Raw genomic sequence first — 26,366 nt, forward strand, 5'->3', positions numbered from 1 at the left:
TTTGTTTATTAAATATATAATAATTCTGTAATCTTATTATAAAGTGAAAAAATTAACTACTCTACTCCTTTTTTCTATTGCTGCTTACAGCATACAGGCACAAAGTTTTATTCAGGCTTATCAAAGCAGAGCAACCCAGGTTTCGCAAACCAATATTACAGCTAACCTGCATGAATTTGACAATCTGGGTGTAAAAACCACAGGTTCTGTTAATAATACCAATGCTTTAAACTGGATCAAGAATAAATATTTAGCTTATGGATATACAGCAAGTCAGATGACCGAAGATCCTTTTACGTTCGGAAATACAAGTTCTAAAAATCTAATTATTACAAAAACCGGAACTGTTTATCCCAATACCTATGTTATTATCTGTGGACATTATGATACAATAGTAGGGACTGGTGTTAGCGACAATGGAAGTGGCACTTCTATTATACTTGAAGCTGCAAGAATTTTAAAAGATATTCCTACTGAATATTCAATTAAGTTTATTCATTTTTCTGGCGAAGAACAGGGATTGATAGGAAGCTACCATTATGCAGATAATGTGGTATTTCAAAATGATGTACGCCAGATGAATGTAAGAGTGGTATTTAATATTGATCAGGTAGGTGGACAATTGGGAAATAATAACAACACCATAAAGTGTGAGAAAGGGGTAAATGGAAGTTCTTCTAATAATGCTACTTCAAGTGCTTTCACTCAGCAACTGGCTAATTGTACAGAACTATACTCTCCTCTTCAGACAGCGATTACGAATGCTTATGCCTCCGATTATATTCCTTTTGAACAAAACGGAGATATTATTACAGGTTTCTATGAGAATATTAAAAGTAATAACGAACATACAGTGAATGATACTTTTGCTAATATAGATCCCACCTATGTTTTCAATGTTGGTAAAGCAGCGGTTGGAGCTCTTCAACATTTTGCGGTAGCAACTACATTGAATTTGGGAACCAATGAAACAGAAGGCCAAAGATCTATAGAATCTGTCAAAATTTATCCTAATCCTGCAAAAGATGTATTAACTATTGATCTACCTGATACTATTAAAGATTTTAATTTTGAATTAACAGACCTTGTAGGACGATCATTAATTAAGCAGCAAAATCAAAAGACAATTAATGTTTCATCTTTAGTAAAAGGAGCATATTTAGCGATTATAAAAACCGGAGATCATACTGCCGTAAGAAAAGTTATGATTGAAAAATAATCCGATCACTCTTAAAAAGTAAAATATATAAAACTTAAAAAATGCTTTTATTACTGTCAATAGAAGCATTTTTTATTTATAACATAAAATTTATCTTTATTTGTTATGATTTTATTATTACTTTTACAAAAAATCACCTAACAATGAAAAATATAATTACTTTTCTTTTTCTTGGTTTTCTAAGCCAGCAATTACAATCTCAAACTTTTATCCAAGCCTATCAAAATAGAGCTAACCAGGTTACCCAAACGAATATTACAACGAATTTACAGCAGTTTCAAAATCTTGGTGTAAAAACTACGGGCTCTGCTAATAATGCCAATGCCCTTACCTGGATTAAGAATAAATACCTTTCATATGGTTATACGGCAAGCCAGATCGTAGAAGACCCTTTTTCCTTTGGAAGTACCAGTTCTAAAAATCTTGTTATCACAAAAACAGGAACGGTATACCCAAATAAATATGTTATTATTTGTGGACATTTTGATAGCATTTATGGCCCAGGGACTAATGATAATGGAAGTGGAACTTCTATTATATTAGAAGCGGCCAGAATTATGAAAAATGTTCCTACTGAATATTCAATCAAGTTTATTCATTTTTCTGGGGAAGAACAAGGATTATATGGAAGTTACCATTATGCTGATAATGTAGCTTATCAAAATGGTGTTCGTAAATTGGATATAAAATTGGTCTTCAATCTGGATCAGGTAGGTGGTAAAATGGGTAACGTTAATAACAAAATTTACTGCGACCAGGATCAGGGTGGACTAAGTAGTAATAATGCTGCATCTGCCGCAGTTACTCAGCAATTAGTAACATGTACAACTTTATATTCATCACTTCAAACGGGTATTGATCCTGCTGAAGACACAGACTATATTCCATTTGAAGAAAAAGGAGAAGTGATTACTGGTTATTTTGAATATAAAAGAAGTAATTACCCACATTCTTCTAGTGATACCTTTGCCAATACTGATCCTGTATACATCTTCAATGTAGGGAAAGCAACTGTTGGGGCTCTTCAGCATTTTGCCGTAGCAACTACAGCATCATCAATAGTTTTAGATACTAAAGAAACAGCTATAAATACATTAGAATCTATAAAAATATATCCCAATCCCGCAAAGGATTACCTTTCTTTGGAAGTACCAGGTACAGTGAAGGATTTCAGTTTTGAGATTACAGATCTGTTGGGACGTTCACTGCTTAAACAGGAAAATCAAACGAAGATTAACGTTTCAGGCTTAAAAAAAGGTGTTTATCTGGGAAACCTTAAAGCTGATGATCATACAGTAGTTAGAAAAATTATGATCGAATAATGAATCATACAAACAAATCTATAAAAATAAACCCCTTTCTAATACTGGAAAGGGATTTGTTTTTATAATGATTCATATATATTCAGTGTCATTCCAGAAAGTATCACTTCCAACACCTTTACTCTGTTTTCTTGTATTGAGGTTTTTGAGATTGAGTTTATTATTTATACAATCCGCTGATTTCTCAACTGTAAAATCTTCTCAACATCCTCTAAAGCGATATCTTTTGCCTTCAACAAGATTAAAAAATGATACATTAGATCAGCGGCTTCATTTTTAAATAAATCGTCATTATCATCTTTAGCTTCTATAACTAATTCTACAGCCTCCTCTCCTACTTTTTGAGCTACTTTATTAATTCCTCGTCTGTATAATGAATAGGTATAAGAATCCTCTACTTTTCCATCGATTCTATGACCGATTTTCTCTTCCAATTCATATAAAAATCCTTTAGAATCTTTTTCTCCGAAACAACTGAAACTTCCGGTGTGGCAAACTATATTTTTAGGAATAACTTTAATAAGGATTGTGTCCTGGTCACAATCGATATCAATACTTATTACCATTAAAAAATTACCCGATTCTTCACCTTTAGTCCAGAGCCTGTTTTTTGATCGACTGAAAAAAGTGACAATTCTTTCTTTTTTTGTTTTATTAAATGCCTCTTCATTCATATAGCCCAGCATCAAAACCTGTAATGTCTTATTGTCCTGGATGATTACCGGAACAAGACTATTTTTATTAAAATCAATCATCGTCTTATTTGTATTTTTTGAATTAATAATTCTTCCTTTAAATCCTTAATATGAACTTCTCCAAAGTGAAAAATACTTGCTGCCAATGCGCCGGTAGCTTTTGTCTCTTGAAATACTTCCTGAAAGTCTTTTATTGTTCCAGCACCTCCTGAAGCAATGACAGGAATATTAATTGCCTCAGACACTGATTTTGTAATTCGTAGATCAAAACCTTTTTTAGTTCCATCTCCATCCATAGAGGTTAATAGAATTTCACCCGCTCCAAGTAATTCAGCTTTTTTTGCCCATTCTACAGTTTTTAGTTCTGTAACCTCCCGACCACCTTTTATATATACCTTATCTTCACCATTCTCAAATCTGGTATCAATTGCAACCACAATACACTGACTCCCAAATTCTTTAGCCAAATCAGAAATAATATCTGGATTATTGACAGCCGATGAATTGATACTGATCTTATCAGCTCCTGCTTCCAGTAATTTTCTAACATCATCTACAGAGGAAATTCCGCCACCAACTGTAAAAGGAATACTTAATTCCGTTGCAATTTCCCTGACAAGCTCCACAAAGGTTTTCCTTTTTTCAATAGTTGCCGTAATATCAAGAAAAACCAATTCGTCAGCACCCTCATCCTCATATTTTTTTGCGAGGCTTATGGGATTCCCTGCATTTCGGAGCCCTTCAAAATTAACTCCCTTTACCGTAGTTCCATCCTTAATATCCAAACATGGAATAATTCTTTTTTTAAGCATTTTCAATAAAATTTTGAAGTTCTTTTAATGTTATTTTTCCTTCATAAATAGCCTTTCCAATGATCGTTCCCGAACAACCGATTTCTCTCATGTTATAAACATCCATCATTCCGGAAATCCCACCACTTGCCACAAGCTGAATTGAAACATTATCTAAAATCTCTTTATATAAATCCATTGAAGGCCCTTCCAACATTCCATCTTTGGAAATGTCTGTACAAATTACCTGCTCAATCCCCTTCTTCCTGTACTGAAGTATAAAATCAATAACATCTTTATTACTTTCTTTCAACCATCCTGAGGTTTTTATTTTCCTATTTTCACAATCAGCTCCAAGGATGATTTTTCCAATTCCATATTTTTTAATTAAATCATAACAAAATTCAGGATCCTGAACGGCAATACTTCCAATTGTTATTTGATTGGCACCTGCATCGAAAGCTGTTTCAATATCTTTCAGAGTTTTTAGCCCACCTCCAAAATCGATCTGCAATGATGTTTCTCTGGAAATTGATTCTAATACTTTGTGGTTCACTATATGTTTGGATTTAGCACCATCGAGATCGACTAAATGAAGAAATTGAATTCCAAAATCTTCAAATTCTTTAGCCATTTCCACAGGGTTTTCATTATAAATCTTTTTAGTTCTATAATCTCCCTTGGAAAGTCGCACACATTTTCCATCAATAATATCTATAGCAGGAATTATTCTCATACTTACAGTTTTAAAAAGTTTTCAAGCAATTGAGCACCTGTTCTCCCAGACTTTTCAGGGTGAAACTGCATAGCAAAGAAGTTATCCTTTTGCAGTGATGCACTGAAAGGTAAAATATAGTTACATCTCGAAGTGGTATATTCGGATAGCTCACAGTAATAGCTATGAACAAAATAGACATCCTTCTCTTTTTCAAAATCTGAAAAAACAGCAGATCTCAAATCTGTAATACCATTCCATCCCATGTGAGGTACAATTTCTCTTGGTGGAAATTTCTTTACATTAATATCAAAAATTCCCATTCCAACTGTATCTCCTTCCTCATTATTTTTACACATCAACTGCATTCCCAAACAAATTCCTAAAACAGGCTGTTTTAAAGTTGGAATAAATGTATCCAACCCTTTACCTTTGAGAAGTTTCATCGTTGAAGAAGCTTCACCCACTCCTGGAAAAATGACTTTATCCGCTTTTTCAATCAATTCAAAATCATCCGTAATAACAGATTCTTTATTTAATCTGCTTAAAGAATTCTGAACAGACTGAACATTCCCGCCATTGTATTTTATAATTGCAATCATCCTATAAACTTCCTTTAGTTGATGGTAAATTAAAATTCTTATCGGTCTGATTCACGGCCATTTTTAAAGCTTTAGCAAAAGCCTTAAAAATAGATTCAATCTTATGATGTTCATTACTACCCTCCACTTTAATATTTAAATTGGATTGAGAAGAATCAGTAAATGATTTGAAGAAATGTGAAAATAATTCGGTCGGAACATCACCAATTTTTTCTCTGTTAAATTCAGCATCCCAAACCAACCATGGTCTACCCCCAAAATCAAGAGCAACCTGCGCCAGACAATCGTCCATTGGAAGTAAAAACCCATATCTTTCGATTCCTTTTTTATTCCCCAAAGCTTTAAGAATTGCCTTGCCTAAAACAATAGCAGTATCTTCAATTGTATGGTGCTCATCTACCTGCAGGTCTCCATTTACCTTAATGATAAGATCTAAATTTCCATGTTTCGAGATTTGCTCCAACATGTGGTCAAAGAAATGTAAGCCGGTTGAAATTTTAGAATTTCCTTTGCCATCAAGATTGACTTCAATTTCAATATCCGTTTCATTTGTTTTTCGGGATACCTTAGCCTGTCTTGGAATCCTTTTTAGAAACTGATAGATCTCTGACCAGTCTTTTGTAGAGAGATCTGCTTTTCCATTGACCGTTTCACCCATATAAATGGCTTTTGATCCCAAATTTTCTGCCAGCTGAACATCTGTTATACGATCTCCTATTACATATGAATTCTTAAGATCATAATTTCCATATATATACTTTCCAAGCATTCCCACTCCTGGTTTTCTGCCAGGTAAATTTTCGCTTTCAAAGCTTTTATCAATTAAAATATCACTGAAAATAATACCTTCATTTTTTAAAGCATTCAGCATTTTTTCATGAGGTATTATAAAATCTTCAAACGGAAAACTCTCTGTACCTAATCCATCCTGATTGGTAACCATCACCAGCTCATAATCTAGTTCCTTAACAATTTTGGAAAGATTTTGAAAAACTCCGGGATAGAACTCTAGCTTTTCAAGAGAATCAACCTGAAAATCAGTTGGCGGTTCTATGATCAAAGTGCCATCGCGATCTATAAATAATACTTTTTTCATGATTCAAGCTTTTTTAAAATAGTGATTAAACGAATATTTTCATCTCTCGTCCCAATATTAATCCGAATACAATTCGGAATGGCTGGTGCCCTTTTATTCGTCAATACTTCACTTTGTAGTAGCTTTTGATATACATTGTCAACATCATTAAACTCTACTAAGAAGAAATTGGCATCAGTAGGAAATACTTTAGTAACAGATTTGATATTTCTGAATTCACTTTCTAACCATGCTCTTTCCATTAAAATATTTTCTACATTTTTTTGAAATTCATCTGCATTATCGATACTTTTTAAAATCAATTCCTGACTTAAAGAATTTAAATTATAAGGAGCTTTTACCGTATTGATCAAACGGATGATCTCTTCTGTAGCACAGGCTATTCCTACCCTTGCTCCAGCTTTTCCCCAGGCTTTAGAAAAAGTCTGAAGAACAATAAGGTTCGGGTATTTTTCAAGAAGTTTGAGACTAGATTGTTTATCTGAAAATTCAATATATGCTTCATCTACAACCACAATTCCTTCAAAATTCTGAAGATAAAATTCAATATCATCTACACTGTTTCCCGTGGGATTATTTGGTGAACAAAGGAAAAATATCTTTGGTTGGGCTTCTTTAGATACTTTCAGGAAATCTTCCTTTAGAATCTCAAAATTTTCATCAAGATTTACCTTAAAAACCTTATTTTCATTAATTGCCGCATAAAAGGCATACATTGCAAAAGATGGGTCCATCATCAAAATAGCATCTTTTTTAGGTTCACAAAAGATCTTGATGATTAAGTCAATAAGTTCATCACTTCCATTTCCTACTGCAATCTGCTGAGGACTTAGATTTTTAAAATCTGCTATTTTTCTCTTAAGCTCTTTTTGAGTCGAATCAGGATAACGGTTAAATTCTCCAAAAGGACTTTCATTAGCATCCATTAAAACTGGAGTTTCAAACTCATTATGATCTCTAAAACTTATATAAGGCTGTAATTCTAAAATGTTCTTTCGTACAAACTGACTGATTGTTAATTGCTTCATTATTTTTTATATTTTAATCGAATTGAAACGGCATTTTTATGGGCAAATAATCCTTCTGCTTCTGCCATTATCTCTATTGTTTTTCCTAAATTCTGTAACCCTTTTGCTGAGAGCTCCTGAAAAGTAATTTTCTTTACAAAGCTGTCTATTGAAACTCCACTATAATTTTTTGCAAACCCGTTGGTGGGAAGTGTATGGTTAGTACCGCTGGCATAATCTCCAGCACTCTCACAGGAATAATTTCCAAGAAACACAGAACCGGCATTTTGAATAGATGGAATATGTTTTTCAAAATCACTTAAGGCCAGTATAAGGTGTTCCGGAGCGTATGAATTACTAAATTGGATGGCTTCTTGGGCAGTATTCAGCAGAATAAAATGACTGTTATTCAATGATTCTTCTGCTAATTTATTTCTTGGAAGCTTTTTAACCTGTTCATGTACTTCTTCAATGGTTTCATTAAAAACTTTTAAATCCGTTGAAATAAAAACAACCTGGCTATCACTGCCATGTTCAGCCTGAGAAAGTAGATCTGCAGCACAAAATGCCGGAATAGCCTGTTGGTCAGCAATCACTAAAACCTCACTTGGTCCTGCAGGCATATCGATCGCAACACCATAATTTTGAGCATATTCCTTTGCGGCAACAACAAACTGATTTCCAGGTCCAAAAATTTTGTATACATTAGGTATACTTTCAGTTCCTAAAGTCATTGCTGCAATTGCCTGTGCTCCACCGATCTTAAATATTCTGGTTACTCCACAAAGCACTGCTGTATAAATAATAGCGGGATTTAAATTTCCATTTTTATCTGGAGGCGTACATAAAATAATTTCGTTACATCCAGCTAATTGAGCAGGAATAGCCAACATAAGAACCGTAGAAAATAAGGGTGCCGTTCCTCCGGGTATATAAATTCCCACTTTTTCAACAGCACGGTTTTCCCGCCAGCATATTACTCCTTTTGTGGTTTCAATCTTTTCAATCTCAACCTGTTGTGAAGTGTGAAACTTTGTAATGTTTTGCATTGCTACCTGAATAGCTTCTTTCAGTTCATCACTTATTAAAGAGCCCGATCTATCAATTTCTTCCTTTGAAACTGTAATACTTTCAATTTCTGTAGAATCAAATTTTTTAGTGAACTCCAGCAAAGCTTCATCACCATTTTGTTCTACTTTTTTGAAAATTTCGGAAACTATTCCTGAAACTTCTTCTTTTTTGAGAACAGGTCGTTTTATGAGTCCTGCCCATGTTTCTCTTTGAGGGTATCTATTTATAAACATATTAAATCACCATTTTATCGATTGGAATTATTAGAATATCCTGAGCTCCATTTTCTTTGAGCTCATCAATGACTTCCCAGAATCTTTCTTCGTCTATAACTGAATGGATGCTACTCCATCCTTTTTCAGCCAAAGGAAGTACTGTGGGGCTTTTTAGAACTGGCAAAACATTAGAGATATCCTGAATCTTTTCATTGGGGACATTCATCAGGATATATTTTGATTTTTTTGCTTTTAAAACGGCTTTGATCCTAAATAGAAACTTTTCCAGAATGTTTTCTTTTTCTATATCCAGTTGTAGATTCTTTGCCAATACAGCTTCGGAACTAAGTAAAGTAATGGTCTCTCTCAACCCATTTTTGAACAGGGTACTTCCGGAACTGACAATATCACAGATTCCATCGGCCAAACCAATGTTTGGAGCAATTTCTACAGATCCTGAGATAACATGGATATCTGCAGAAATGGAATTTTCTGTTAAGAATTTCTTGAGGGTATTTGGATACGAAGTAGCTATTTTCTTTCCCTGGAAATAACTGAGTTCATCCGTTTCTATTTCTTTGGGAACTGCAAGAGAAACCCGACACTTTGAAAATCCAAGTTTCTGAACAATTTCAATTTGCTTTTCTTTTTCTATCAGTAGGTTCTCACCAACAATGGCAATATCAACTACTCCATCTTCCAGATATTGTGGTATATCAGAATTTCTGAGATACATAATCTCAAAGGGAAAGTTATCAACCGAAACTTTTAGTTGTTCTTTTCCGTTGTTAATGAAAATTCCGCAGTCTTTCAAAAGCTGTAAAGAATCTTCATAAAGTCTGCCGCTTTTCTGAATGGCAATTTTTAATTTACTCATTGTTGCACTTATTGTGTCTGAGTAAATAAAAAGTATTTTTGAAAAATTTCCGCGAAGAATTTAGAAACAAAAAAACCGTCTGTTACTCAGACGGTTTTTAATTATTTTTGATTTTAACACATGTTATTATCAATCAATTCCGTCTTAGCAGAGATGATGATAATAATGATGTAGTGTTAAAAAATTCGGTTTCATTTGTTGAAAATTGTGATACAAATGTAGGACTTATTTTTAAATATCAAAGTTTTTTTTAAATAATTTCCAGATATAAATTCATCAGTTCGTTGGCAATAGGCTCATCATTAAACTTCTGAACAAACTCAAAACCCTTATCAGCACGACGTTTTCTTTCAGACTCATTGTCCCACAGAAATTGTATTTTGGATTGAATATCCAAGTGATTTTCCGGATTGATGTATACAGAATCTTTTCCACCTGCTTCAGGCAGACTGCTTGTGTTACTCGTTATGGTGACTGTTTTTGAAAAAAGCGCTTCAATAATGGGAATTCCAAATCCTTCAAACAAACTTGGGTAAATAAAAATATCTGCAAGTTTATAAATAACGGCTAATTCATCCATAGAAACTCCTTCTAAGAAATGAACCTGCTCTTCCAGCTTGTTTTTTTTAATGAAAGCTTCTACTTTTTTATAATAACCCGTTTTTCTTCCAACCACAACCAAGGGAATTCCGGTTCCACTGACTGCCTTCACAATATTTAAAAGGTTTTTCCGCTCTTCAATCGTACCCACATTTAAAATAAATCTTTCAGGAAGCTTAAATTTTTCTTTTGTAATCTGAATCAGTCCTTCGGATTGCTGTTCTTTAAAAGCCTTATGACAGCCCTGGTAGACCACTTTTATTTTATGTTCAGGGACTTTTAAATACTGAACAATATCAGATTTCGTCTGCTCGGAAATAGCAATTATTTTATCAGCATTCTGAGCCGCTTTTTTAAATTTCCACAAATGAATTTTACGATCAAAAAACGAGTAATATTGAGGATATCTTACAAAAATAAGATCATGGATCGTTACGACTTTTTTTATTGATTTTTTGTCCCATTTTAAAGGTAATTCCCCTGATAAACCATGAAAAATATCGGCATTAGCTTTTTGAGCGTCTTTGCCCATTTTAAACTGGCGCGACATATTCCCTTTTGAAGTTTCAACAAAATGAACATTCGTATTCTGCAGAATATCTGCTCCTCGGTCGGATCTATTTTTATTGATTAAAAGATATTCATTATCAGGAAAATATTGAGAAAGAATTCTTACAAGATCTCTCGAGTAATTCCCCAATCCTGATGTATTATGGAAAAAACGTTTTGCATCAAAAGCAATCTTCATGATTCTATCTTTTTTTGAAATTCCTGGAACGTTCCAAAGCTATACTTTTTATCCTTAAGCCAGCCAATAAATTGATCAAATCTTTCCACCATATCCTTTCCGGAATTTTTCACCGTAAACCCAGGAAGTTTAAATGCTTCATCTTTAATTTCTGCAAATTCCCAGGGGTGAAAGTATATATTAAGGTAATTATCTTTTTTCAGGCTATCTGAAGCTATTTTTTTATAGATCGACAATGGAAAATTATGAAAGCTCAACCAGAACAAAGGGATTCTGAAATTGGGTGAAACAGATGCTGGGATCTGAGTGACATTACCTTCTTTAAAATAGGTTCTTGATACTTTTAAATTATTGTATCTACCCGGTAAAAAAGTTGGATTAATGGAAGAATTATAAGAATATCCTGCTCGCTCAACGGAAGTTTCATTGACAGGCATCATTCTAGGCATTCTAAGCCCGGTAACTTTTGTTGAAAATAATTCTTCTAACTTTTCTCTGGATTCTTTTAAATGCTTTTCTTCAAATTCAGAATGAAACCAGGTGTGAGAAGCCAACTCATGCCCTTCCTGCAATAATCTTTCAATTAAATGTTTACTATTTTCCGCAAAAACTACTGTAGAAAAAAAAGTAGCTTTTACCTGATGCTTTTTAAGAAGATCAAGAATTCTTTCCAATCCTGTTTGTGAAATCAAAATCTGCCTTTCAAAAGGAATTTCTCCTTTATATTCTAATGGCATATCAAATTCTTCAATATCAAAACTCAATAAAACCATTTATAAATTTTTATTTTTAATAATATAATTAGGTCTTTCTTTGACCTGTTTGAAGATCTTCCCTAAATATATCCCAATGATTCCAAGGATAATTAATTGTAAGCCACCAAAGAATACAATCGTCATAATCAGGGATGCCCAACCAGAGATTTCAGTATGGGTGACAAAAGAATGAATAACATAAATCCCATACCCCAATACTGAGATTGCGGAGAATAAAAAGCCTAAATAAGCTGCTATATATAGAGGTTTTACACTGAAAGCCGTTATACCAGTAAATGCAAAGGTGACCATCTTTTTCAGATTGTAACTACTCTCACCTGCAACCCTTTCGTTTGCTGTAAAATCAATTGCTGTTTGCTTAAATCCCATCCAGCTTGTTAAGCCTCTTAAAAACAAATCATCTTCATTGAACTGTCTCATCACTTCCACAGCACTGGCATCTAATAATCTAAAATCAGATCCACCTCCTTTAGTAAGATTTACATCTGATAGGCTGGATAATAATTTATAGAAAAAATCGGACGTTTTTCTTTTAAAGAAAGAAATTTCCTTAGGATAGGTTCTCACCGTTAATACGACATCATATCCTTCTTCCCATTTTTCGATCATTTTAGTAATCAATTCTGGTGGATGCTGAAGGTCTCCGTCCATAGAAATTACTGCATTTCCATGGGCAAGGTCCATTCCTGCTTTTACGGCTGGCTGATGTCCAAAATTCCTTGAAAATTCAATAAATTTTACTTCATCATATTGTTGGGATAATTCTTCAAGTTTTTGTTGTGTAGCGTCTCTGCTGCCATCATTTACAAATATAATTTCAAAATCATAGTTGCTTAGTCCAGAAAAAACCTCTTTGATCTTTTGATGGATCATAGCCACATTTCCCTCTTCATTATAGGCAGGAATTACAATAGAAATTTTTTTCATATGATCAATTCAGGCTGTAATTTTTTTCAAAATCTTTAGTTAAAAGCTCATAAACAACTCTCAACCAAACTACGATACAAGGTACAGCTTTTAATGAATATTTGATGATGTAATCATTTTTAACCGATTTCGGAAATAGATCAGAAGTTGAAAAACAAGTGAAAATAATCACGAAAATCAATAGTCCTGTAATAAGAGGTGTTCTCTCTTTCTGAAGGAAAAACCAGATCATTACACCCACTACAGCAATAATATAAGTTGGAGATTCTGAACTGGAACTGAACAATACCAAAAACAGTAAAGTAGAAGCTAAAATCATCAACTGAAAGGCATAATGTTTATATTGTTTAATTCTAATATAAGGTAAAGCAAATAGGGGTAAGCCAAAAGCTAAAAACACAAGATTAGAAATTGAAGCATCTCCAAGAATTCTTCTAACAAAACCCATTAATGAAATATCCTGCATATTTCCCAATACCTGATTTTCATTGTTTTTTTCTACAATAGAATGGAACCAGTCGGCATAGCTTTGTATTACAAACTGCGGGCTGGAATAGATCATAGGAATGACAAAGAATAGTGCTGCAATTACCAATCCTGAAAGAATAAATTTTGTTTTATTTTTAATAAAGAAAAACTGGGTTAATCCAACGATACCATATATTTTCACAAAAACACCAATTAATATTGCCGTAGCTGACTGCACTTCTTTTCGTTCATAAATATAGACCGCTGACAATATTAAAAGACCGGTTAGAGCTACATTAAACTGTAAACTTAAAGCGGCTGTAATATATTCCTGAAGGCATAACAATCCGAAGATTGCTTTTTTAGAATCTGAAAATGGTAATTTATAAATTGCAAATACAAACACAAAAGTATTAATCAGATTCCAGAGAGAAATTCCAAGCCAATCGGGCATTCCTGCAAATGGAGCAATCAGGAGGCTAAAAAAAACTCCATAATGATTTAGATCAAAATAGAGGTCAGGATAATGAATAAATAAATTCTTCTGATTAATGGTATTAAAGAATACATTTTTAAAAATCAGATAATTATTGATCGCATAATCTCCTCTTAAATATTTGGAAATTGCAGTAACCACTGATATAATAAGATAAACCCCAAATATATATTTAGGGTTTAATATGAATTTTAAAACTTTTTCTTTCAAAATTGTGCGTATTAGGTAAGTTAAGGCTTAAACAGCTACGTTGTTCTCCCTTAAAGCATCGTTAAGAGAAGTCTTCTTATCTGTAGATTCCTTTCTTGTACCAATGATCAGTGCACATGGAACCTGATATTCTCCAGCAGGAAACTGCTTTGTATAACTTCCTGGGATCACTACTGAACGTGCAGGCACTCTTCCTTTGATTTCGATAGGTTGATCTCCGGTTACATCTATAATTTTAGTAGAAGCTGTTAATACTACATTAGCTCCTAATACCGCTTCTTTTTCTACGTGAACTCCTTCTACCACGATACATCTTGAACCAATGAAACAATCGTCTTCAATAATTACAGGTGCAGCCTGTAAAGGTTCTAAAACACCACCGATACCAACACCACCACTTAAGTGAACATTTTTACCAATCTGTGCACAACTTCCTACAGTCGCCCAGGTATCTACCATTGTTCCTGAATCTATATAAGCTCCGATGTTTACATATGATGGCATTAAAATTACTCCGGAAGCAATAAATGCACCTTCTCTGGCAACAGCATGAGGTACAACCCGCACTCCTTTTTCAGCGTAATTTCTCTTTAAAGGCATTTTGTCATGAAATTCAAAAGGACCTACTTCTATAGTTTCCATTTTCTGAATTGGAAAATACATTACTACAGCTTTTTTCACCCATTCATTAACCTGCCATCCATTATCTGTAGGCTCAGCAACACGAAGTTCTCCGGAATCTAATAAAGCTATAACCTCTCTTATGGTCTTCTTGCTCTCTTCATTTTGTAATAAATCTCTATTATCCCAGATGTTTTCAATAGTTTGTTGTAACGACATGCTTCTAATTTAAATTATTTTTTCGAATATAAGTAACGACCCTGTAGGTACGTCATTTCAGGCGATAAAAGTACAAAAGTTTGTCGTAGTATACAAGTTTGAAAAAATGACAAATATTAAGAAATTAACAATATTAGTCATTTAATATAATCAGGATCCGGTACTTAATTTCTCTATTCACAAACAATAAATTCCATTGTTTTTTCAACATGCTTTCCTTCAGTTATTGGTTTTGCATATTGCTTTGTGCTATACTTTGTTAAATAGACCTGATTAATAGAAGGAGTAATGTCCACAAGATCATCGGGAATATGTGCATTAATATTCAATATGATATCTCCACATTTTATTTGTCCACAGGAATCTTTTAAGAAGCTGTTGTACCAACTATTTTCTGCAAATCCCCAGGAGCGGGCAAAAATTCTACCATTTACAACCACCATCCAGATGTCTAAAAATGTTTCACGTTCTAAACCTGCTTTTATTCCACTAATATCGTTTTCACAGATGTATTGTAAAGCTTTTTTCTTATTCATTATCTTTTAATTTTTCACAAAACTAAAATGAATGGAAATACAATGAAATATTATTATTCAGTTGGTGGAAAATATTATTCTATTAGATAATATATGGATGTGGATTGATTTATAACATCATTTTGTCTAAAGCTTTCACCAAACAATCCCTGTAACTTTTTGCAACAGCAATTTTTAGATCTTTAGAAATGATTTGGTTGTTTTCGAAAGATTCTATGTTTGTCAGATTCACTATATATGAATTATGAATACGCATAAATTCATCTGGCAAACTTTCAATTAAATCTTTAAGTGTTTTATAATAAATGTATTTCTTATCATAGGTAGTGAAAATCTCAACGTAATTTCCAAGGCCTTTTATCATGATAATATCGTTAAAGAAAAGCTTAATCAGTCTTTTATCTGTTTTAATAAAAGCAAACGTTTTGTTTTTCATCTATCTTACTTAAATCATTTACTTTTTAATACAGCTTTTTTTTACAGAACTCTCTGCGCGTGTAGATAAGCTTTGTTCCAGTACTTTTCATTTAACGAAGATATCATTACCCCTTTTGAAGTTGAGGCATGGATAAATTTGATCTCACCATCACTTCCGATATCATGGACAATACCAACATGTGACACTCTGCTACCTCCTGCTGTAGCAAAAAATAACAGATCACCAGGCTTCACTTCACTGATATCAATTTTTTTACCGGCATCAGCCTGATCAGAAGATCTTCTTGGTAATTTCTGGTCATTTTCTTCAAATACTTTCACTGTAAAACCGGAACAATCAAATCCTGATGAAGTATTACCACCAAACTTATAGGGTGTTCCAATATATTTTTCGGCATCTTTCAAAATACTATTGATAGAACTTGGGACTTTTCCACTAAAATTAGAATCTAATTTTCTTAAGTTCTCAGATTTTGCAACCGTTTTTGTTGTATTCTTTTTTGAGGAAACATTTTTACTGCTTCCACATGAAATCACTAACGAAGTTGCAATCAGCAAAGCAGCTAACTGCTTTATTCCCTTTTTTTCAATAAATAATCCTGCTGTCATATCTGTCTGATTTTTACCTATGTACGTAATTATTGACAAATATACATTTTATATTTTAATTATAAATATTCTATACTACAACTATATCATAAATATATGTTAAAATATTGTATTTAATTAATTATCATTATATTTGAATCAAATTTTGGAAAAATGGCCACATATGAAAGCTTAATAAAAATAACAGGATCTGTTGGAGATCTTGTTTTTTATACACTGAACGGAAAAAATATTGTTCGGAAAAAAAGTGGTTTTAATAAGAACGCTTTCAAAAAGAGTCCTTCGTATGAAAAAGTAAGACAAAACAGTTCTGAGTTTGGGCATTGTTCTAAAGTGGGAAAAACAATTCGCCAGGCACTTGATTCTTTCATTAAGGCAGCGGAAGATCCTCTACTCTATCAGAGCTTTGCTAAGCTGATGACGGAAATAAAAGATTTGGATATTGTATCGGGAAGAGGAAAGCGTAGTGTAAAAAACGGTATTTCTTTACAGGAAGGAAAAGACTTGCTCAGGAAGTTTCAATTTGGAAAACTTCCTAATTTAGAAGCAATTGCTTCAATTTCATTTGACCTATGGGAAAATAACCTTCAAATAAATAAAAGATTTGAAGCTGATGAAGTTATTATTGTTACTTTAAAAATGGATTTTGATTTATATTCGATCGAAAAGTTTGAAGAAATCATCTCTCTGAAACAACAATCTGAAAGTATAAAATTTGAAAAGCATTTTTCTGATGATGATCTTATTCTTTATTTTATTGTTTTAAAGAATATCGGGGAAATCGTAAATATGGGATTTGTTTAAAAATGACTATAAAAAATTAAAATAAAAAAGGCTACCAATTGGGTAGCCTTTTTCAATATTATAATGTCATATTATTCCTGCTTATCTTTTCCTCCAGACCATGATCCGGATCTTGTAGGAGTTGGAACTTCATTTGTCCAGCTTCCGCTTCCTTTTTTATCAGTTCCTAAATTCCCTCTGAAATCACCATCTGCTGGTAAACCTACTGAAGCATTTAATTCTCCTGAATCGTTAAGGTGACCACTAATTTTGTAGTTCTCATTATTCGTATCAGAATGCATTGTTCCATTTACAGTTCCGTCACTCCCTACCACGATGTTCCAAATTCCTTTGTCACTCCCGTCATAAGTTCCGGACCAGGTTCCAATGTAGTCATAGATCGTATCATCATCTGAACTACATCCTATTAGTGCAAAAGTCGCTAACAAAAGAAAAAAAAGTTTCTTCATAGTTTAATAAGTTTTACCAATATATGTGGAGAATACGGGGATCGAACCCGTCACCTTTAGACTGCCAGTCTAACGCTCTAGCCAGATGAGCTAATTCCCCAATGTTTCTCACTTCTAATTTCTGAAGCGGTACAAAAGTAAGTATTTATAGCACATATACAAATAGTTTGTTAGATTTTATTTAACAAGATTAGCAATTAACTGGATAATAGTTACAAATTTTGTGAATTTTTAGACGATAAATAATTCAAATTGGAAATATTTTAGAACCATCATATTTTACCGTGTTACTTTAAAACAAAAAATCTCTAGTGAAAACTAGAGATTTATCTTAAATAATATATAAAAAAATGATGTGGTGTGCTGCTTTTATTAAAATCAATTGTAAAGAAAACTTCAATATTGATGCGTCTTAAAGCATAGTTTGCATTTGCGTTTTTGTTACTTGCAAATACTATACCCTATGTCGTAATTATTTTAATAAAATTTTAAGTTTTTTTTCAACTGATGCAGTATCAACACATTAATTTTATACTCTCTTCAGGTTAAAATATAAATAAAAACAAAAATTGAAAGACAAAATCGAAAATTACCATGAAATAACAAACAAACCCAGAATAAACGGGGTTTACAATAGATTCAAAATGATCAGATTTTAATTCTTACAATCTTGTAATACTATTTGTTATTCTTAAGTTGCAATGTGCGCTGTAAGAATGATTGATTGGCAATTTTTTCCTCAGCTTCATCAATTGCTTTCAGCAAATGATTTTCGTTATCTGCTATCTCCGCCAATACCGTTGAAATCAACTCCCATACAGGTTTCATTTTCTCTATAAGTTCAAGACCTTTAGGAGCAAGTTCAATCATTCGTTTCCGTTCATCATGTTTATCTTTTTTTGAGATGATCATTTTTTGTTTTTCAAGCTCTTTCAATAAGCTAATAGTGGACGGGTGAGTATATCCTATCTCATTTGCTATTTCTACAACACTGAGTAATTTTTTATGATGCAATGTAAAGATGACTGGAAACCACTTAGGTTCAAAGTCAATACCGAAAGCTTTATAAATTAAAGCCCCATCCTTCCGCAACTGCTCACTAAGCCTTTGTAATCTCGTGGATATAGCAAGAATACCTGATTCGTTAATAACATTCATTAGACTTCATTTAGATTACGTATATAAAAAATATTATCTGCATTCATCAGAGGAAATTTAGCTGGAAGATCTTCTTTAGCTATTACTTTAAATTGGTTACGCTCATAAAAACGCATTGCAGCATTCAATACTGAAACAGTACCAAGCATGATCTTATCGATCTTATTTTCAAGACAATAAGAGATCAAAATATCCAGTAATTTCTGTGCAATCTGATGTTCTTTGCCTCTGAATTCTTTCTTAACGAACATTTTTCTGATGGCTCCGGCATTGTCGTCAAATTTAACTAAAGCTATAGTTCCCACAAGCTCTCCATCTATGAAGGCTCCCCAAAAGTTCCCCCCTCTTTCTCTGTAAAAGCTTTCTATCTTTAGAAGATCCGGTTGGTCTTCAATGGTAATGGGAATATTAAATTCTTTTTGCTGAATATTCAGAATCAAATCTATGACCTGCTCAGAATATGTATTGCCGATGGGTTGAATTTCTAATGTCATCACTTTTTCTTTAATGCACAAAACTACGTAGTTAACTACATATATGCAAATTAAATTGTATAATATTGATTAATTATTCTATCTATGAAATAAAAAAGACGCATGCAATTCTGCATACGTCTTTTATTCTGACTCATCGTTTTATTATTTCCAGCCTCCTCCAAGAGCCTGATATAAGTCAACACTAGCTTTCATTTTGTTATATTGAGCATTTGAAATATTCAATTCAGCGTTCAATGAATTCACACTCGCATTCAACACTTCAAGATAGTTGGCCATACCATAGTTAACCAATTCCTGAGAGAAGTCAACTGATTTCTTATAAGCATTCAGTTCTTTTCTTTTCAAATCAATGAAAGAATCCTGAACGGAATAAACACGGATTGCATCAGAAACTTCTTTCCCTGCTGTAAGAACTGTTTTTCTAAAGTTTAAATAAGCTGTTTCCTGATTCGCTAAACTAACGTCGTAATTAGTTTTGATCGTTCTTCTGTTTAAGATCGGCTGTGCCAGTCCTGTAACAACGTTAGCAAACAATGAATTGACACTAAATAAGTGATCAATATCTACTGATTGAACTCCCCCTGTTCCTGTTAGTTTTAAAGTAGGATAAAACTGTGCTTTTGCTGAATTTGTCAGTTCAAAAGCATTCATCAGGTTGTACTCTGCTTTCATAACATCAGGTCGGTTAGCTAATAATTGAGCCGGGTATCCTAATTTTATATCATTTGGAAGGCTTTGGTTTTCTAAAGTCGATCTTTCGATTGCATGAGAAGGCTCTCCCATTAATAAGCTCATTGTATTTTCCAATGACTGAATTTGTGTATCAATATCGATTAGTAATGATTGGGCATTAAAAACAAGTGCCTCACTTTGCTGAACTGCAACTTCAGTTACCGTTCCTGACTCTTTTAAAGCTTTTGTTGTTTCCAGATTTTTTTCACGAACGTCAATCGTTTCCTGAATAATTTTCTTTTGTGAATCAAAAGTCAGCAATTGGTAATAAGCAGATGCCACAGATGCTACGAGACTGCTCTTTACTGCTTTATGGGCAGCAACAGTTCCTAAATAACTTGCTAGCTGAGCTTTTTCCTGTGCTTTCAATTTACCCCAGATATCAGCTTCCCAGCCAATACTTGCTGTAATATCAAATTGGTTGACATACCTTCTTTCTCCAATGATCTGACCAAACTGTGTATTAATAGACTGGGTCTGAAATGTGTAGTTAGGTCCAACTGAAACAGTGGGTTGATATGCTGCTTTACTCTGCTTTAAATAAGCTTCTGCAGATGCAATACTTTGCAAAGCAATTCTAATATCTAAATTATTTTCTAAAGCTTTTGAAATATGTCCCTGCAATATTGGATCTGTGAAAATTTCTTTCCATGAAATATCTGCGATAGATGCACTGTCTTTAGGAAGCATATCCGTACGGAAAAGCTTTTCGTCCACAACATTTTTCGGTCTTTCATAGTCTTTTCTTGCCATACAAGATGAGATGGCAGCCAGTACGAAAGCTGAAAAAGTTATTCCTTTTATGATGTTTAATAAACTTTTCATTTTTAAAAATTGGAAGTTAGAAATTAGAGGTTAGAAGCTAGATTTAAGATTTTAGACTAATATCTAACCTCTAACCTTTCTAATCTATATTTTATTCTGCTAAATTGATGTCTTCTCTTTTAATAGGCTTGATCTTTTCTTGCAGTGTTTCGAAAATCACATACAACACAGGAATCACAATAAGTCCTAATACTGTTCCTATCAATAACCCGATTGCTGCACCGGTTGCAATAGATCTGTTACCTACCGCTCCGATACCACTTGCTAATACCAATGGCAATAATCCAAAGATGAAAGCAAAAGAGGTCATCAAAATTGGTCTTAATCTCGCTTTCGCAGCATTGATCGCAGACATTACAATGGTTTCACCATGGTGCCTTCTCTGAACAGCAAATTCGACAATCAAGATAGCATTCTTCGCCAGCAATCCAACCAACATGATCAAGGCGATCTGGAAATAAATATTATTTTCCAAGCCCATGATCTTTTGTCCAAAGTAAGCCCCCATTACCCCTAAAGGAAGTGAGATCACAACAATTAACGGAAGAATATAACTTTCGTACTGAGCAGAAAGGATAAAGTAAACGAAGATCAAACTTAATCCGAAAATTAGTAATGTTTGAGATCCTGAGTTCAATTCCTCTCTCGTTAATCCAGTAAATTCTACATCATAATTCTGATTCAGGGTTTCTTTTGCTACTTGCTGTACTGCAGTAATAGCATCCCCTGAACTGAATCCCTGAGAGTTACCACCAGTGATTTTCACGGATGTAAACAAGTTATAACGGCTAACAGATTGTGGCCCGTATGCCTTTTTTAACGTTACAAACTGTGAAATTGGCGACATTACTCCTGAACCTGTTTTTACATATAGTTCATTAAGATTATCTATATTTTTTCTGTTCTCAGGAAGTGCCTGAACCATTACTCTAAACTGTTTCCCGTATTTCGTAAAGTCAGCCGTATAAATCCCTCCGATATACCCTTGCATTGTACTTAGGATATCACTTACAGAAACTCCTAATTGCTTAGACAATGGAACATTAATTTCCATTTGATACTGCGGATATTTTGTATTAAAAGAGGTTTGTGCAAATTCGATTTCGGGTCTTTCTACAAGCTTACCAATGAATTCATTGGTCTTATCATCAAGAGCTGCATATTCACCACCCGACTTATCAAGTAATACCATCTCAAACCCAGCACTGTTACCAAAACCAGGTACACTTGGTGGTTGGAAGAATACGATTTTAGCATCCGGTACATTTCCAGAAATTCCAAATAACTTTTTCGTGATATCTTCAGAAGTCAGATTATCTTTTTTCCTTTCATCGAAAGGTTTCAATTTGATGAATGCAAGACCATTGTTACTTCCGTTTCCTGATAAAAATCCTCTACCTGTTGAAATAGTGACATTCTGCACTCCCGGAATTTTCATTGCACTGGCCTGTAGTGTTTTCAATGCGTTATATGTTCTTTCCATAGAAGCTCCCGGAGGCAGCTGTACATCGGTAAAGATAATTCCACGGTCTTCGGTAGGTACAAAACCCTTTTTCATTGTTGAGCTTGCCCAGAATAAGATTCCTCCTGTAACAGCAAAAATGATCAGAGTAACCCACTTATGTCTTAACAAGAAAACGAATCCTCTTCCGTAACGTTCAGTAGTTGTTCTGAAAGCAATATTGAATTTATAGAAAAACTTCTGAAGGAAATTCAGTTCCTTGTATTCTTTATGATGTTCAGAGTGAGGTTTCAAGAATAATGAACATAAAACCGGACTTAACGTTAATGCATTAACAGCAGAAATGATAATCGCAACAATAAGCGTAATACCAAACTGCTGGTAGAATACCCCTGTAGGACCTGTAATAAAGGTTACCGGAATAAATACGGATGCCATTACCAATGTAATTGAAATAATAGCTCCTGTAATCTCATCCATTGCTTCTACAGTTGCCTTTTTAGCATCAGAAATACCATGTTCCATCTTGGCATGAACGGCCTCGACGACGACAATCGCATCATCCACCACAATACCAATTGCTAGTACTAGTGCAAATAAGGTTAAAAGGTTTAATGAATATCCAAATAAATTCAGGAAGAAAAATGCTCCTACAATAGATACCGGAACTGCAATGGCCGGAATCAAAGTGGATCTGAAATCTTGTAAGAAAATATATACCACAATGAATACTAGAATAAACGCTTCAATTAAGGTATGAACAACCTTTTCAATAGACGCATCTAAGAATTCATTAGTATCAAAGTTAAAGGTATATTTTATCCCTTTAGGAAAAGTTCCTTCAGCTGATTTTAAATAGATTTTAATATTTTTAATGATCTCCTGAGCATTAGAACCCGGTGTCTGAAAGAATCCCATACTAATAGAGGGACTGTTTCCGTTTTCCCCAATTCCTGTATAAGATTGCCCGGCTAATTCAACTTTTGCAACATCCTTAAGCATCAAATTCTGTCCGTCTCCTAGAGACTTGATAATGATGTTGTCATATTGAGATTTTTCGTTGAATTTACCAACATATTTAATGATGTACTCAAAAGAGCTACCGCTGTTTTGTCCGATGGACCCAGCTGCTGCTTCTCTACTTTGTTCATTAATAGCTCCTGTAACGTCATCCGGTGTTACTCCGTACGCTGCCATTTTTGCAGGATCCAACCATACTCTCATAGAATAGTTTTTCCCACCAAAAACAGTGGCATCTCCTACACCATTAATCCTTTTAATATTAGGAATAATATTAATATTCAGGAAATTTTGAAGGTATACATCATCCAGATCCTTATTTTCAGAATAGAAGGACATATACATCAAGGCACTGGTCTGCTGTTTCTGAGTAACAACCCCTGAACGCGTTACTTCACTCGGAAGCAATGGTGTTGCTCTTGTTACACGGTTCTGTACGTTTACCGCTGCAATATCCGGATCAACTCCTTGTTTGAAGAAAACCTGGATATTTGCAGAACCATCGTTACCAGCTGAAGAAGTAATATAATCCATTCCTTCTACCCCGTTGATCTGTTCTTCCAAAGGAACTACTACACTTTTCATTACAGTCTCCGCATTGGCTCCCGTATAGTTCGCTGTAACACTTACTGTAGGAGGTGCAATATCCGGATATTGGGTGACAGGCAATGAAATAAGGCCTAAAACACCGAGTATAACAATTAATATTGATATAACAGTGGATAAAACCGGTCTGTTAATAAAGTTTTTTATCATTAGAATTTCGGTTTTATAGATTGAACCAGGCTATCCATTTTTACAGGTTTTGGTTTTACAGCAGTTCCTGATTTCAATCCACCAATACCTGCTGCAACTACTACTTCTCCTTTATTTATTCCTGATTTTAATAACGCCATGTTATCAATTCTGTCAATTACACTGACAACTACATTCTTAGCAGTGTCTTTTTCTACTTTATAAACGTAAACAATTCCCTGTTGTTCATAGGTAGCACTTTCAGGCACTACCAAAACATTATCGTAAGCTTTAGGTAATCTAATTGTTCCACTATTTCCATTACTTAGTAATTTTTGAGCATTTGAAAACGCCACTCTGAACTGAATAGTTCCTGTAGTTGGATCAATTTGCCCGGTAATGGCCTCGATCTTTCCTTTTTCAGGATAAAGACTTCCATTAGCCAACTGTAAATCAACCATGGGAAGATTTTTGATTTTTTCCGGCATAGTTGCACCTACAGATTTCTCCAGAAAGTCAAAATATTCCTTCTCATTCATTGAGAAGTAAGCGAAAACCTGAGAAGTATCAGAAATCGTTGTTAGCGGAGTCTGATCTGTCGGACCTACCAAACTACCTACTTTCAAAGGAAGCTTTCCGATAACTCCTGAAATAGGGGCACGGATAATAGAATATTCGATATTCGCTTCTACTCCTTTATAATTAGCACTTGCCTGACGTTTTGAAGCAATAGCCTGCTGTAATTGTGCCTGAGCTTGTGCTAAATTAGCTTGTGCTGTTTGTAATTGAACGTTACTGATGATATTCTTCGCAACCAAAGGTTTTAGTTTATTTACTTCTACCTGAGCTGCATTTACTGAAGCCTGTGCCGCTGCAATTGTAGATTCGGCAGCGCCAATTCCTGCTTTTGCTGCAGCTGCATTTTCAGTTAATATATTTGTTTCCAAACGGAATAAAGGCTGTCCTTTCGTTACGTATTGTCCTTCATCAACTAAAAGCTGTGTAATATATCCCTGAATTTTAGCTCTTACATCATTGTTTACTCTACCTTGTATACTCGCAGGGAACGTTTGATATCCAATGATATTTTTTTGTTCAACCGAAATTACAGGATAAGGCTTTGCACCATCCTGTTTCGGAGCTTCTTTTTTGCAGGCCGTCAAAGAAATAGCTGCAACAGAAAGTATAATTAGTTTATTTGTCATTTTATAGTTTATTAATAGATTCCTGAATATTTGAAATATTTTTGTTTAATAGCGCCTTATAAATTGTAAGTTTTTCATTGTAGTCTTCATCTTTTACTTTTCTTAAGTTGTTTAAATCATTTAATAATTTTAATTCGTCTTGTAATCTTTGTACTATTTTTTCAAATCTTATCTTCATATGTTCATCATTAATAAAAAAATACCTTTTCCTCTCATCCATCTTATTAAGATCTATAATAAGCTGTGAGTTTAGCAACAATGAAATACTGGTGGAAACGGAACTTTTACTGGCAGAGAGTACCTCTACAAATTCGTCAAAAGTAATTCCTACTTTCTCAAAATCGAAAATGAGGTAGGAATAGATTTTTGAAGCTAATGGTGGTATATTCAAAGAGCTGCCATAAAATTTCACAGCATCTTGAAAAACTTTTTCATCAACTTCTATACTTTGATGCATAATTTAAATTTGAACAAAAGTATAAATTAGTTCAGAACTAAACGAACAAACTCAATAGAGTTTATAAATACATAGCGTTTTAAAAATTCAATGGAAGTTGATTTAACTTTTTACTCAAATTATAATCTTCTCAAATGCTTTTCTTACGCCGCCTGCTAAAACGACTTCACCACAATAGGAGTATCCCTGTTTCTCAAGAATCTTCAGCATGGCAATATTATCGTAATTGGTATCTACTTTTACACTTTGAACCCCTTGGGATTTTGTGTAATCTTCTATGTGTTCAAAAAGTTTCTTAACTAAACCTTGTCCTGCAAATTCTTCGGAAACGGCTACTCTGTGTACAACCACAAATTCACCATTGCTTAGCCAGGCTCCTTCAATCGTGCTGTAAGCAGGTTCATCATTGAATATTAAAGCAACATATACTGCAACAGCTTCATCTACTGTAAGTACAAATCCAAAACCTTTGGCAATATCACTTTCTACAGTATCAGCATTAGGATATCCATTCTGCCATTGGGTACTCCCATCCGCCTTCCTCCTTTCTATAGCTTGCTGGATAATTTCCCAAATGATATTTCTGTCTTTAATTTCTGCCTTCCTGAATTTAACTTGCTGCGTCATATATTTTTAATTGTTGAAAAAATTTAAAAGACAAAAAATAGGATTATTTTAAATCATTTATATTTCCTTAGCATTAAATTTAAATAAAAAAACCGAAAACTAATTAAATTAATTTTCGGTTCGAAGTAGTAAAATTT

27 protein-coding genes and 1 tRNA gene are annotated in these 26,366 nt (G+C 33.8%); 3 read left to right on the plus strand and 25 right to left on the minus strand.

What is annotated here, in order from left to right; genetic code table 11:
- The first annotated feature begins 43 nt into the window (after positions 1-43).
- Positions 44-1,219: a M28 family peptidase gene (locus J7E44_RS02375; RefSeq protein ID WP_214825228.1), complete on the plus strand. Its 1,176-nt coding sequence runs from the start codon at positions 44-46 to the stop codon at positions 1,217-1,219.
- A gap of 143 nt (positions 1,220-1,362) precedes the next feature.
- Positions 1,363-2,541 (plus strand): M28 family peptidase, encoded by a 1,179-nt coding sequence (locus J7E44_RS02380; protein ID WP_214825231.1) that lies wholly within the window; start codon positions 1,363-1,365, stop codon positions 2,539-2,541.
- Positions 2,542-2,705: 164 nt separating this feature from the next.
- On the opposite strand, the gene hisIE is transcribed toward J7E44_RS02380, so the two are convergent.
- The 16 genes from hisIE to J7E44_RS02460 all read right to left on the minus strand — a co-directional run bounded on the left by hisIE (position 2,706) and on the right by J7E44_RS02460 (position 16,258).
- On the minus strand, positions 2,706-3,296 hold the full coding sequence (gene hisIE / locus J7E44_RS02385; RefSeq protein WP_214825234.1) for a bifunctional phosphoribosyl-AMP cyclohydrolase/phosphoribosyl-ATP diphosphatase HisIE: 591 nt from the start codon (positions 3,294-3,296) through the stop codon (positions 2,706-2,708).
- Positions 3,293-4,048, minus strand: a complete 756-nt coding sequence (gene hisF / locus J7E44_RS02390; RefSeq protein ID WP_214825237.1) for an imidazole glycerol phosphate synthase subunit HisF — start codon at positions 4,046-4,048, stop codon at positions 3,293-3,295. The genes hisIE and hisF overlap by 4 nt, the downstream gene beginning before the upstream one ends.
- Entirely contained in the window at positions 4,041-4,763 is a 723-nt protein-coding gene (gene hisA / locus J7E44_RS02395; RefSeq protein ID WP_214825240.1) for a 1-(5-phosphoribosyl)-5-[(5-phosphoribosylamino)methylideneamino]imidazole-4-carboxamide isomerase, read from the minus strand. The genes hisF and hisA overlap by 8 nt, the downstream gene beginning before the upstream one ends.
- Before the next feature lie 2 nt (positions 4,764-4,765).
- A complete protein-coding gene (gene hisH / locus J7E44_RS02400; RefSeq protein WP_214825244.1) occupies positions 4,766-5,344 on the minus strand; it encodes an imidazole glycerol phosphate synthase subunit HisH in 579 nt (192 codons plus the stop codon).
- A gap of 1 nt (position 5,345) precedes the next feature.
- Positions 5,346-6,440, minus strand: a complete 1,095-nt coding sequence (gene hisB / locus J7E44_RS02405; protein WP_214825247.1) for a bifunctional histidinol-phosphatase/imidazoleglycerol-phosphate dehydratase HisB — start codon at positions 6,438-6,440, stop codon at positions 5,346-5,348.
- Entirely contained in the window at positions 6,437-7,468 is a 1,032-nt protein-coding gene (hisC, locus tag J7E44_RS02410; RefSeq protein WP_214825250.1) for a histidinol-phosphate transaminase, read from the minus strand. The genes hisB and hisC overlap by 4 nt, the downstream gene beginning before the upstream one ends.
- Positions 7,468-8,751, minus strand: coding sequence for a histidinol dehydrogenase (hisD, locus tag J7E44_RS02415; RefSeq protein ID WP_214825252.1), 1,284 nt, complete (start codon positions 8,749-8,751; stop codon positions 7,468-7,470). The genes hisC and hisD overlap by 1 nt, the downstream gene beginning before the upstream one ends.
- Before the next feature lies 1 nt (position 8,752).
- Entirely contained in the window at positions 8,753-9,610 is an 858-nt protein-coding gene (gene hisG / locus J7E44_RS02420; RefSeq protein WP_214825254.1) for an ATP phosphoribosyltransferase, read from the minus strand.
- A gap of 250 nt (positions 9,611-9,860) precedes the next feature.
- On the minus strand, positions 9,861-10,958 hold the full coding sequence (locus J7E44_RS02425) for a glycosyltransferase family 4 protein (protein WP_214825256.1): 1,098 nt from the start codon (positions 10,956-10,958) through the stop codon (positions 9,861-9,863).
- Complete coding sequence (locus J7E44_RS02430) at positions 10,955-11,731, minus strand: polysaccharide deacetylase family protein (RefSeq protein ID WP_214825259.1); 777 nt, start codon at positions 11,729-11,731, stop codon at positions 10,955-10,957. The genes J7E44_RS02425 and J7E44_RS02430 overlap by 4 nt, the downstream gene beginning before the upstream one ends.
- Positions 11,732-12,661, minus strand: coding sequence for a glycosyltransferase family 2 protein (locus tag J7E44_RS02435; protein ID WP_214825263.1), 930 nt, complete (start codon positions 12,659-12,661; stop codon positions 11,732-11,734).
- Between the two features lie 4 nt (positions 12,662-12,665).
- Positions 12,666-13,835, minus strand: coding sequence for a glycosyltransferase family 87 protein (locus tag J7E44_RS02440; RefSeq protein WP_214825265.1), 1,170 nt, complete (start codon positions 13,833-13,835; stop codon positions 12,666-12,668).
- Positions 13,836-13,862: 27 nt separating this feature from the next.
- The gene (locus tag J7E44_RS02445) at positions 13,863-14,675 is read right to left on the minus strand and encodes a 2,3,4,5-tetrahydropyridine-2,6-dicarboxylate N-succinyltransferase (RefSeq protein ID WP_214825267.1); all 813 of its coding nucleotides are present in this window, start codon (positions 14,673-14,675) and stop codon (positions 13,863-13,865) included.
- Between the two features lie 173 nt (positions 14,676-14,848).
- Entirely contained in the window at positions 14,849-15,211 is a 363-nt protein-coding gene (locus J7E44_RS02450) for a DUF2255 family protein (protein ID WP_214825269.1), read from the minus strand.
- Positions 15,212-15,320: 109 nt separating this feature from the next.
- Positions 15,321-15,647, minus strand: coding sequence for a LytR/AlgR family response regulator transcription factor (locus J7E44_RS02455; RefSeq protein WP_214825272.1), 327 nt, complete (start codon positions 15,645-15,647; stop codon positions 15,321-15,323).
- Positions 15,648-15,688: 41 nt separating this feature from the next.
- Positions 15,689-16,258: a C40 family peptidase gene (locus tag J7E44_RS02460; RefSeq protein WP_214825275.1), complete on the minus strand. Its 570-nt coding sequence runs from the start codon at positions 16,256-16,258 to the stop codon at positions 15,689-15,691.
- Positions 16,259-16,411: 153 nt separating this feature from the next.
- Between J7E44_RS02460 and J7E44_RS02465 the strand changes: the two genes are divergently transcribed.
- A complete protein-coding gene (locus J7E44_RS02465; RefSeq protein WP_214825278.1) occupies positions 16,412-17,062 on the plus strand; it encodes a hypothetical protein in 651 nt (216 codons plus the stop codon).
- Between the two features lie 71 nt (positions 17,063-17,133).
- Here the strand turns inward: J7E44_RS02465 and J7E44_RS02470 are convergent, their stop codons facing one another.
- From J7E44_RS02470 to J7E44_RS02510, 9 genes are all read right to left on the minus strand, one after another.
- Positions 17,134-17,511, minus strand: a complete 378-nt coding sequence (locus J7E44_RS02470) for a membrane lipoprotein lipid attachment site-containing protein (protein ID WP_214825281.1) — start codon at positions 17,509-17,511, stop codon at positions 17,134-17,136.
- A 26-nt stretch (positions 17,512-17,537) separates the two neighbouring features.
- Positions 17,538-17,611: transfer RNA gene (locus J7E44_RS02475), tRNA-Ala, on the minus strand.
- A 578-nt stretch (positions 17,612-18,189) separates the two neighbouring features.
- Positions 18,190-18,669, minus strand: coding sequence for a MarR family winged helix-turn-helix transcriptional regulator (locus J7E44_RS02480; RefSeq protein ID WP_214825283.1), 480 nt, complete (start codon positions 18,667-18,669; stop codon positions 18,190-18,192).
- Complete coding sequence (locus J7E44_RS02485; RefSeq protein ID WP_214825285.1) at positions 18,669-19,163, minus strand: GNAT family N-acetyltransferase; 495 nt, start codon at positions 19,161-19,163, stop codon at positions 18,669-18,671. Before J7E44_RS02485 ends, J7E44_RS02480 begins: the two co-directional genes overlap by 1 nt.
- Positions 19,164-19,307: 144 nt before the next feature.
- A complete protein-coding gene (locus tag J7E44_RS02490) occupies positions 19,308-20,723 on the minus strand; it encodes an efflux transporter outer membrane subunit (RefSeq protein WP_214825288.1) in 1,416 nt (471 codons plus the stop codon).
- 91 nt (positions 20,724-20,814) lie between these two features.
- Positions 20,815-23,961: an efflux RND transporter permease subunit gene (locus J7E44_RS02495; protein WP_214825290.1), complete on the minus strand. Its 3,147-nt coding sequence runs from the start codon at positions 23,959-23,961 to the stop codon at positions 20,815-20,817.
- Positions 23,961-25,145, minus strand: a complete 1,185-nt coding sequence (locus J7E44_RS02500) for an efflux RND transporter periplasmic adaptor subunit (RefSeq protein ID WP_214825292.1) — start codon at positions 25,143-25,145, stop codon at positions 23,961-23,963. The genes J7E44_RS02495 and J7E44_RS02500 overlap by 1 nt, the downstream gene beginning before the upstream one ends.
- Position 25,146: 1 nt before the next feature.
- On the minus strand, positions 25,147-25,602 hold the full coding sequence (locus J7E44_RS02505) for a transcriptional regulator (RefSeq protein ID WP_214825294.1): 456 nt from the start codon (positions 25,600-25,602) through the stop codon (positions 25,147-25,149).
- Between the two features lie 114 nt (positions 25,603-25,716).
- Positions 25,717-26,229, minus strand: a complete 513-nt coding sequence (locus tag J7E44_RS02510) for a GNAT family N-acetyltransferase (protein ID WP_214825296.1) — start codon at positions 26,227-26,229, stop codon at positions 25,717-25,719.
- Positions 26,230-26,366: the final 137 nt, after the last annotated feature.

Origin of the sequence: Chryseobacterium sp. ISL-6 (assembly GCF_018613715.1) — a bacterium.
GTDB lineage: Bacteria > Bacteroidota > Bacteroidia > Flavobacteriales > Weeksellaceae > Chryseobacterium > Chryseobacterium paludis.

Bases quoted from the DNA above. Each gene is read 5' to 3' on its own strand.
- J7E44_RS02380 (WP_214825231.1), top strand. From the start codon at position 1,363: ATGAAAAATATAATTACTTTTCTTTTTCTTGGTTTTCTAAGCCAGCAA.
- hisIE (WP_214825234.1), bottom strand. From the start codon at position 3,296: ATGATTGATTTTAATAAAAATAGTCTTGTTCCGGTAATCATCCAGGAC.
- hisF (WP_214825237.1), bottom strand. From the start codon at position 4,048: ATGCTTAAAAAAAGAATTATTCCATGTTTGGATATTAAGGATGGAACT.
- hisA (WP_214825240.1), bottom strand. From the start codon at position 4,763: ATGAGAATAATTCCTGCTATAGATATTATTGATGGAAAATGTGTGCGA.
- hisH (WP_214825244.1), bottom strand. From the start codon at position 5,344: ATGATTGCAATTATAAAATACAATGGCGGGAATGTTCAGTCTGTTCAG.
- hisB (WP_214825247.1), bottom strand. From the start codon at position 6,440: ATGAAAAAAGTATTATTTATAGATCGCGATGGCACTTTGATCATAGAA.
- hisC (WP_214825250.1), bottom strand. From the start codon at position 7,468: ATGAAGCAATTAACAATCAGTCAGTTTGTACGAAAGAACATTTTAGAA.
- hisD (WP_214825252.1), bottom strand. From the start codon at position 8,751: ATGTTTATAAATAGATACCCTCAAAGAGAAACATGGGCAGGACTCATA.
- hisG (WP_214825254.1), bottom strand. From the start codon at position 9,610: ATGAGTAAATTAAAAATTGCCATTCAGAAAAGCGGCAGACTTTATGAA.
- J7E44_RS02425 (WP_214825256.1), bottom strand. From the start codon at position 10,958: ATGAAGATTGCTTTTGATGCAAAACGTTTTTTCCATAATACATCAGGA.
- J7E44_RS02430 (WP_214825259.1), bottom strand. From the start codon at position 11,731: ATGGTTTTATTGAGTTTTGATATTGAAGAATTTGATATGCCATTAGAA.
- J7E44_RS02435 (WP_214825263.1), bottom strand. From the start codon at position 12,661: ATGAAAAAAATTTCTATTGTAATTCCTGCCTATAATGAAGAGGGAAAT.
- J7E44_RS02445 (WP_214825267.1), bottom strand. From the start codon at position 14,675: ATGTCGTTACAACAAACTATTGAAAACATCTGGGATAATAGAGATTTA.
- J7E44_RS02450 (WP_214825269.1), bottom strand. From the start codon at position 15,211: ATGAATAAGAAAAAAGCTTTACAATACATCTGTGAAAACGATATTAGT.
- J7E44_RS02455 (WP_214825272.1), bottom strand. From the start codon at position 15,647: ATGAAAAACAAAACGTTTGCTTTTATTAAAACAGATAAAAGACTGATT.
- J7E44_RS02460 (WP_214825275.1), bottom strand. From the start codon at position 16,258: ATGACAGCAGGATTATTTATTGAAAAAAAGGGAATAAAGCAGTTAGCT.
- J7E44_RS02465 (WP_214825278.1), top strand. From the start codon at position 16,412: ATGGCCACATATGAAAGCTTAATAAAAATAACAGGATCTGTTGGAGAT.
- J7E44_RS02470 (WP_214825281.1), bottom strand. From the start codon at position 17,511: ATGAAGAAACTTTTTTTTCTTTTGTTAGCGACTTTTGCACTAATAGGA.
- J7E44_RS02480 (WP_214825283.1), bottom strand. From the start codon at position 18,669: ATGAATGTTATTAACGAATCAGGTATTCTTGCTATATCCACGAGATTA.
- J7E44_RS02485 (WP_214825285.1), bottom strand. From the start codon at position 19,163: ATGACATTAGAAATTCAACCCATCGGCAATACATATTCTGAGCAGGTC.
- J7E44_RS02490 (WP_214825288.1), bottom strand. From the start codon at position 20,723: ATGAAAAGTTTATTAAACATCATAAAAGGAATAACTTTTTCAGCTTTC.
- J7E44_RS02495 (WP_214825290.1), bottom strand. From the start codon at position 23,961: ATGATAAAAAACTTTATTAACAGACCGGTTTTATCCACTGTTATATCA.
- J7E44_RS02500 (WP_214825292.1), bottom strand. From the start codon at position 25,145: ATGACAAATAAACTAATTATACTTTCTGTTGCAGCTATTTCTTTGACG.
- J7E44_RS02505 (WP_214825294.1), bottom strand. From the start codon at position 25,602: ATGCATCAAAGTATAGAAGTTGATGAAAAAGTTTTTCAAGATGCTGTG.
- J7E44_RS02510 (WP_214825296.1), bottom strand. From the start codon at position 26,229: ATGACGCAGCAAGTTAAATTCAGGAAGGCAGAAATTAAAGACAGAAAT.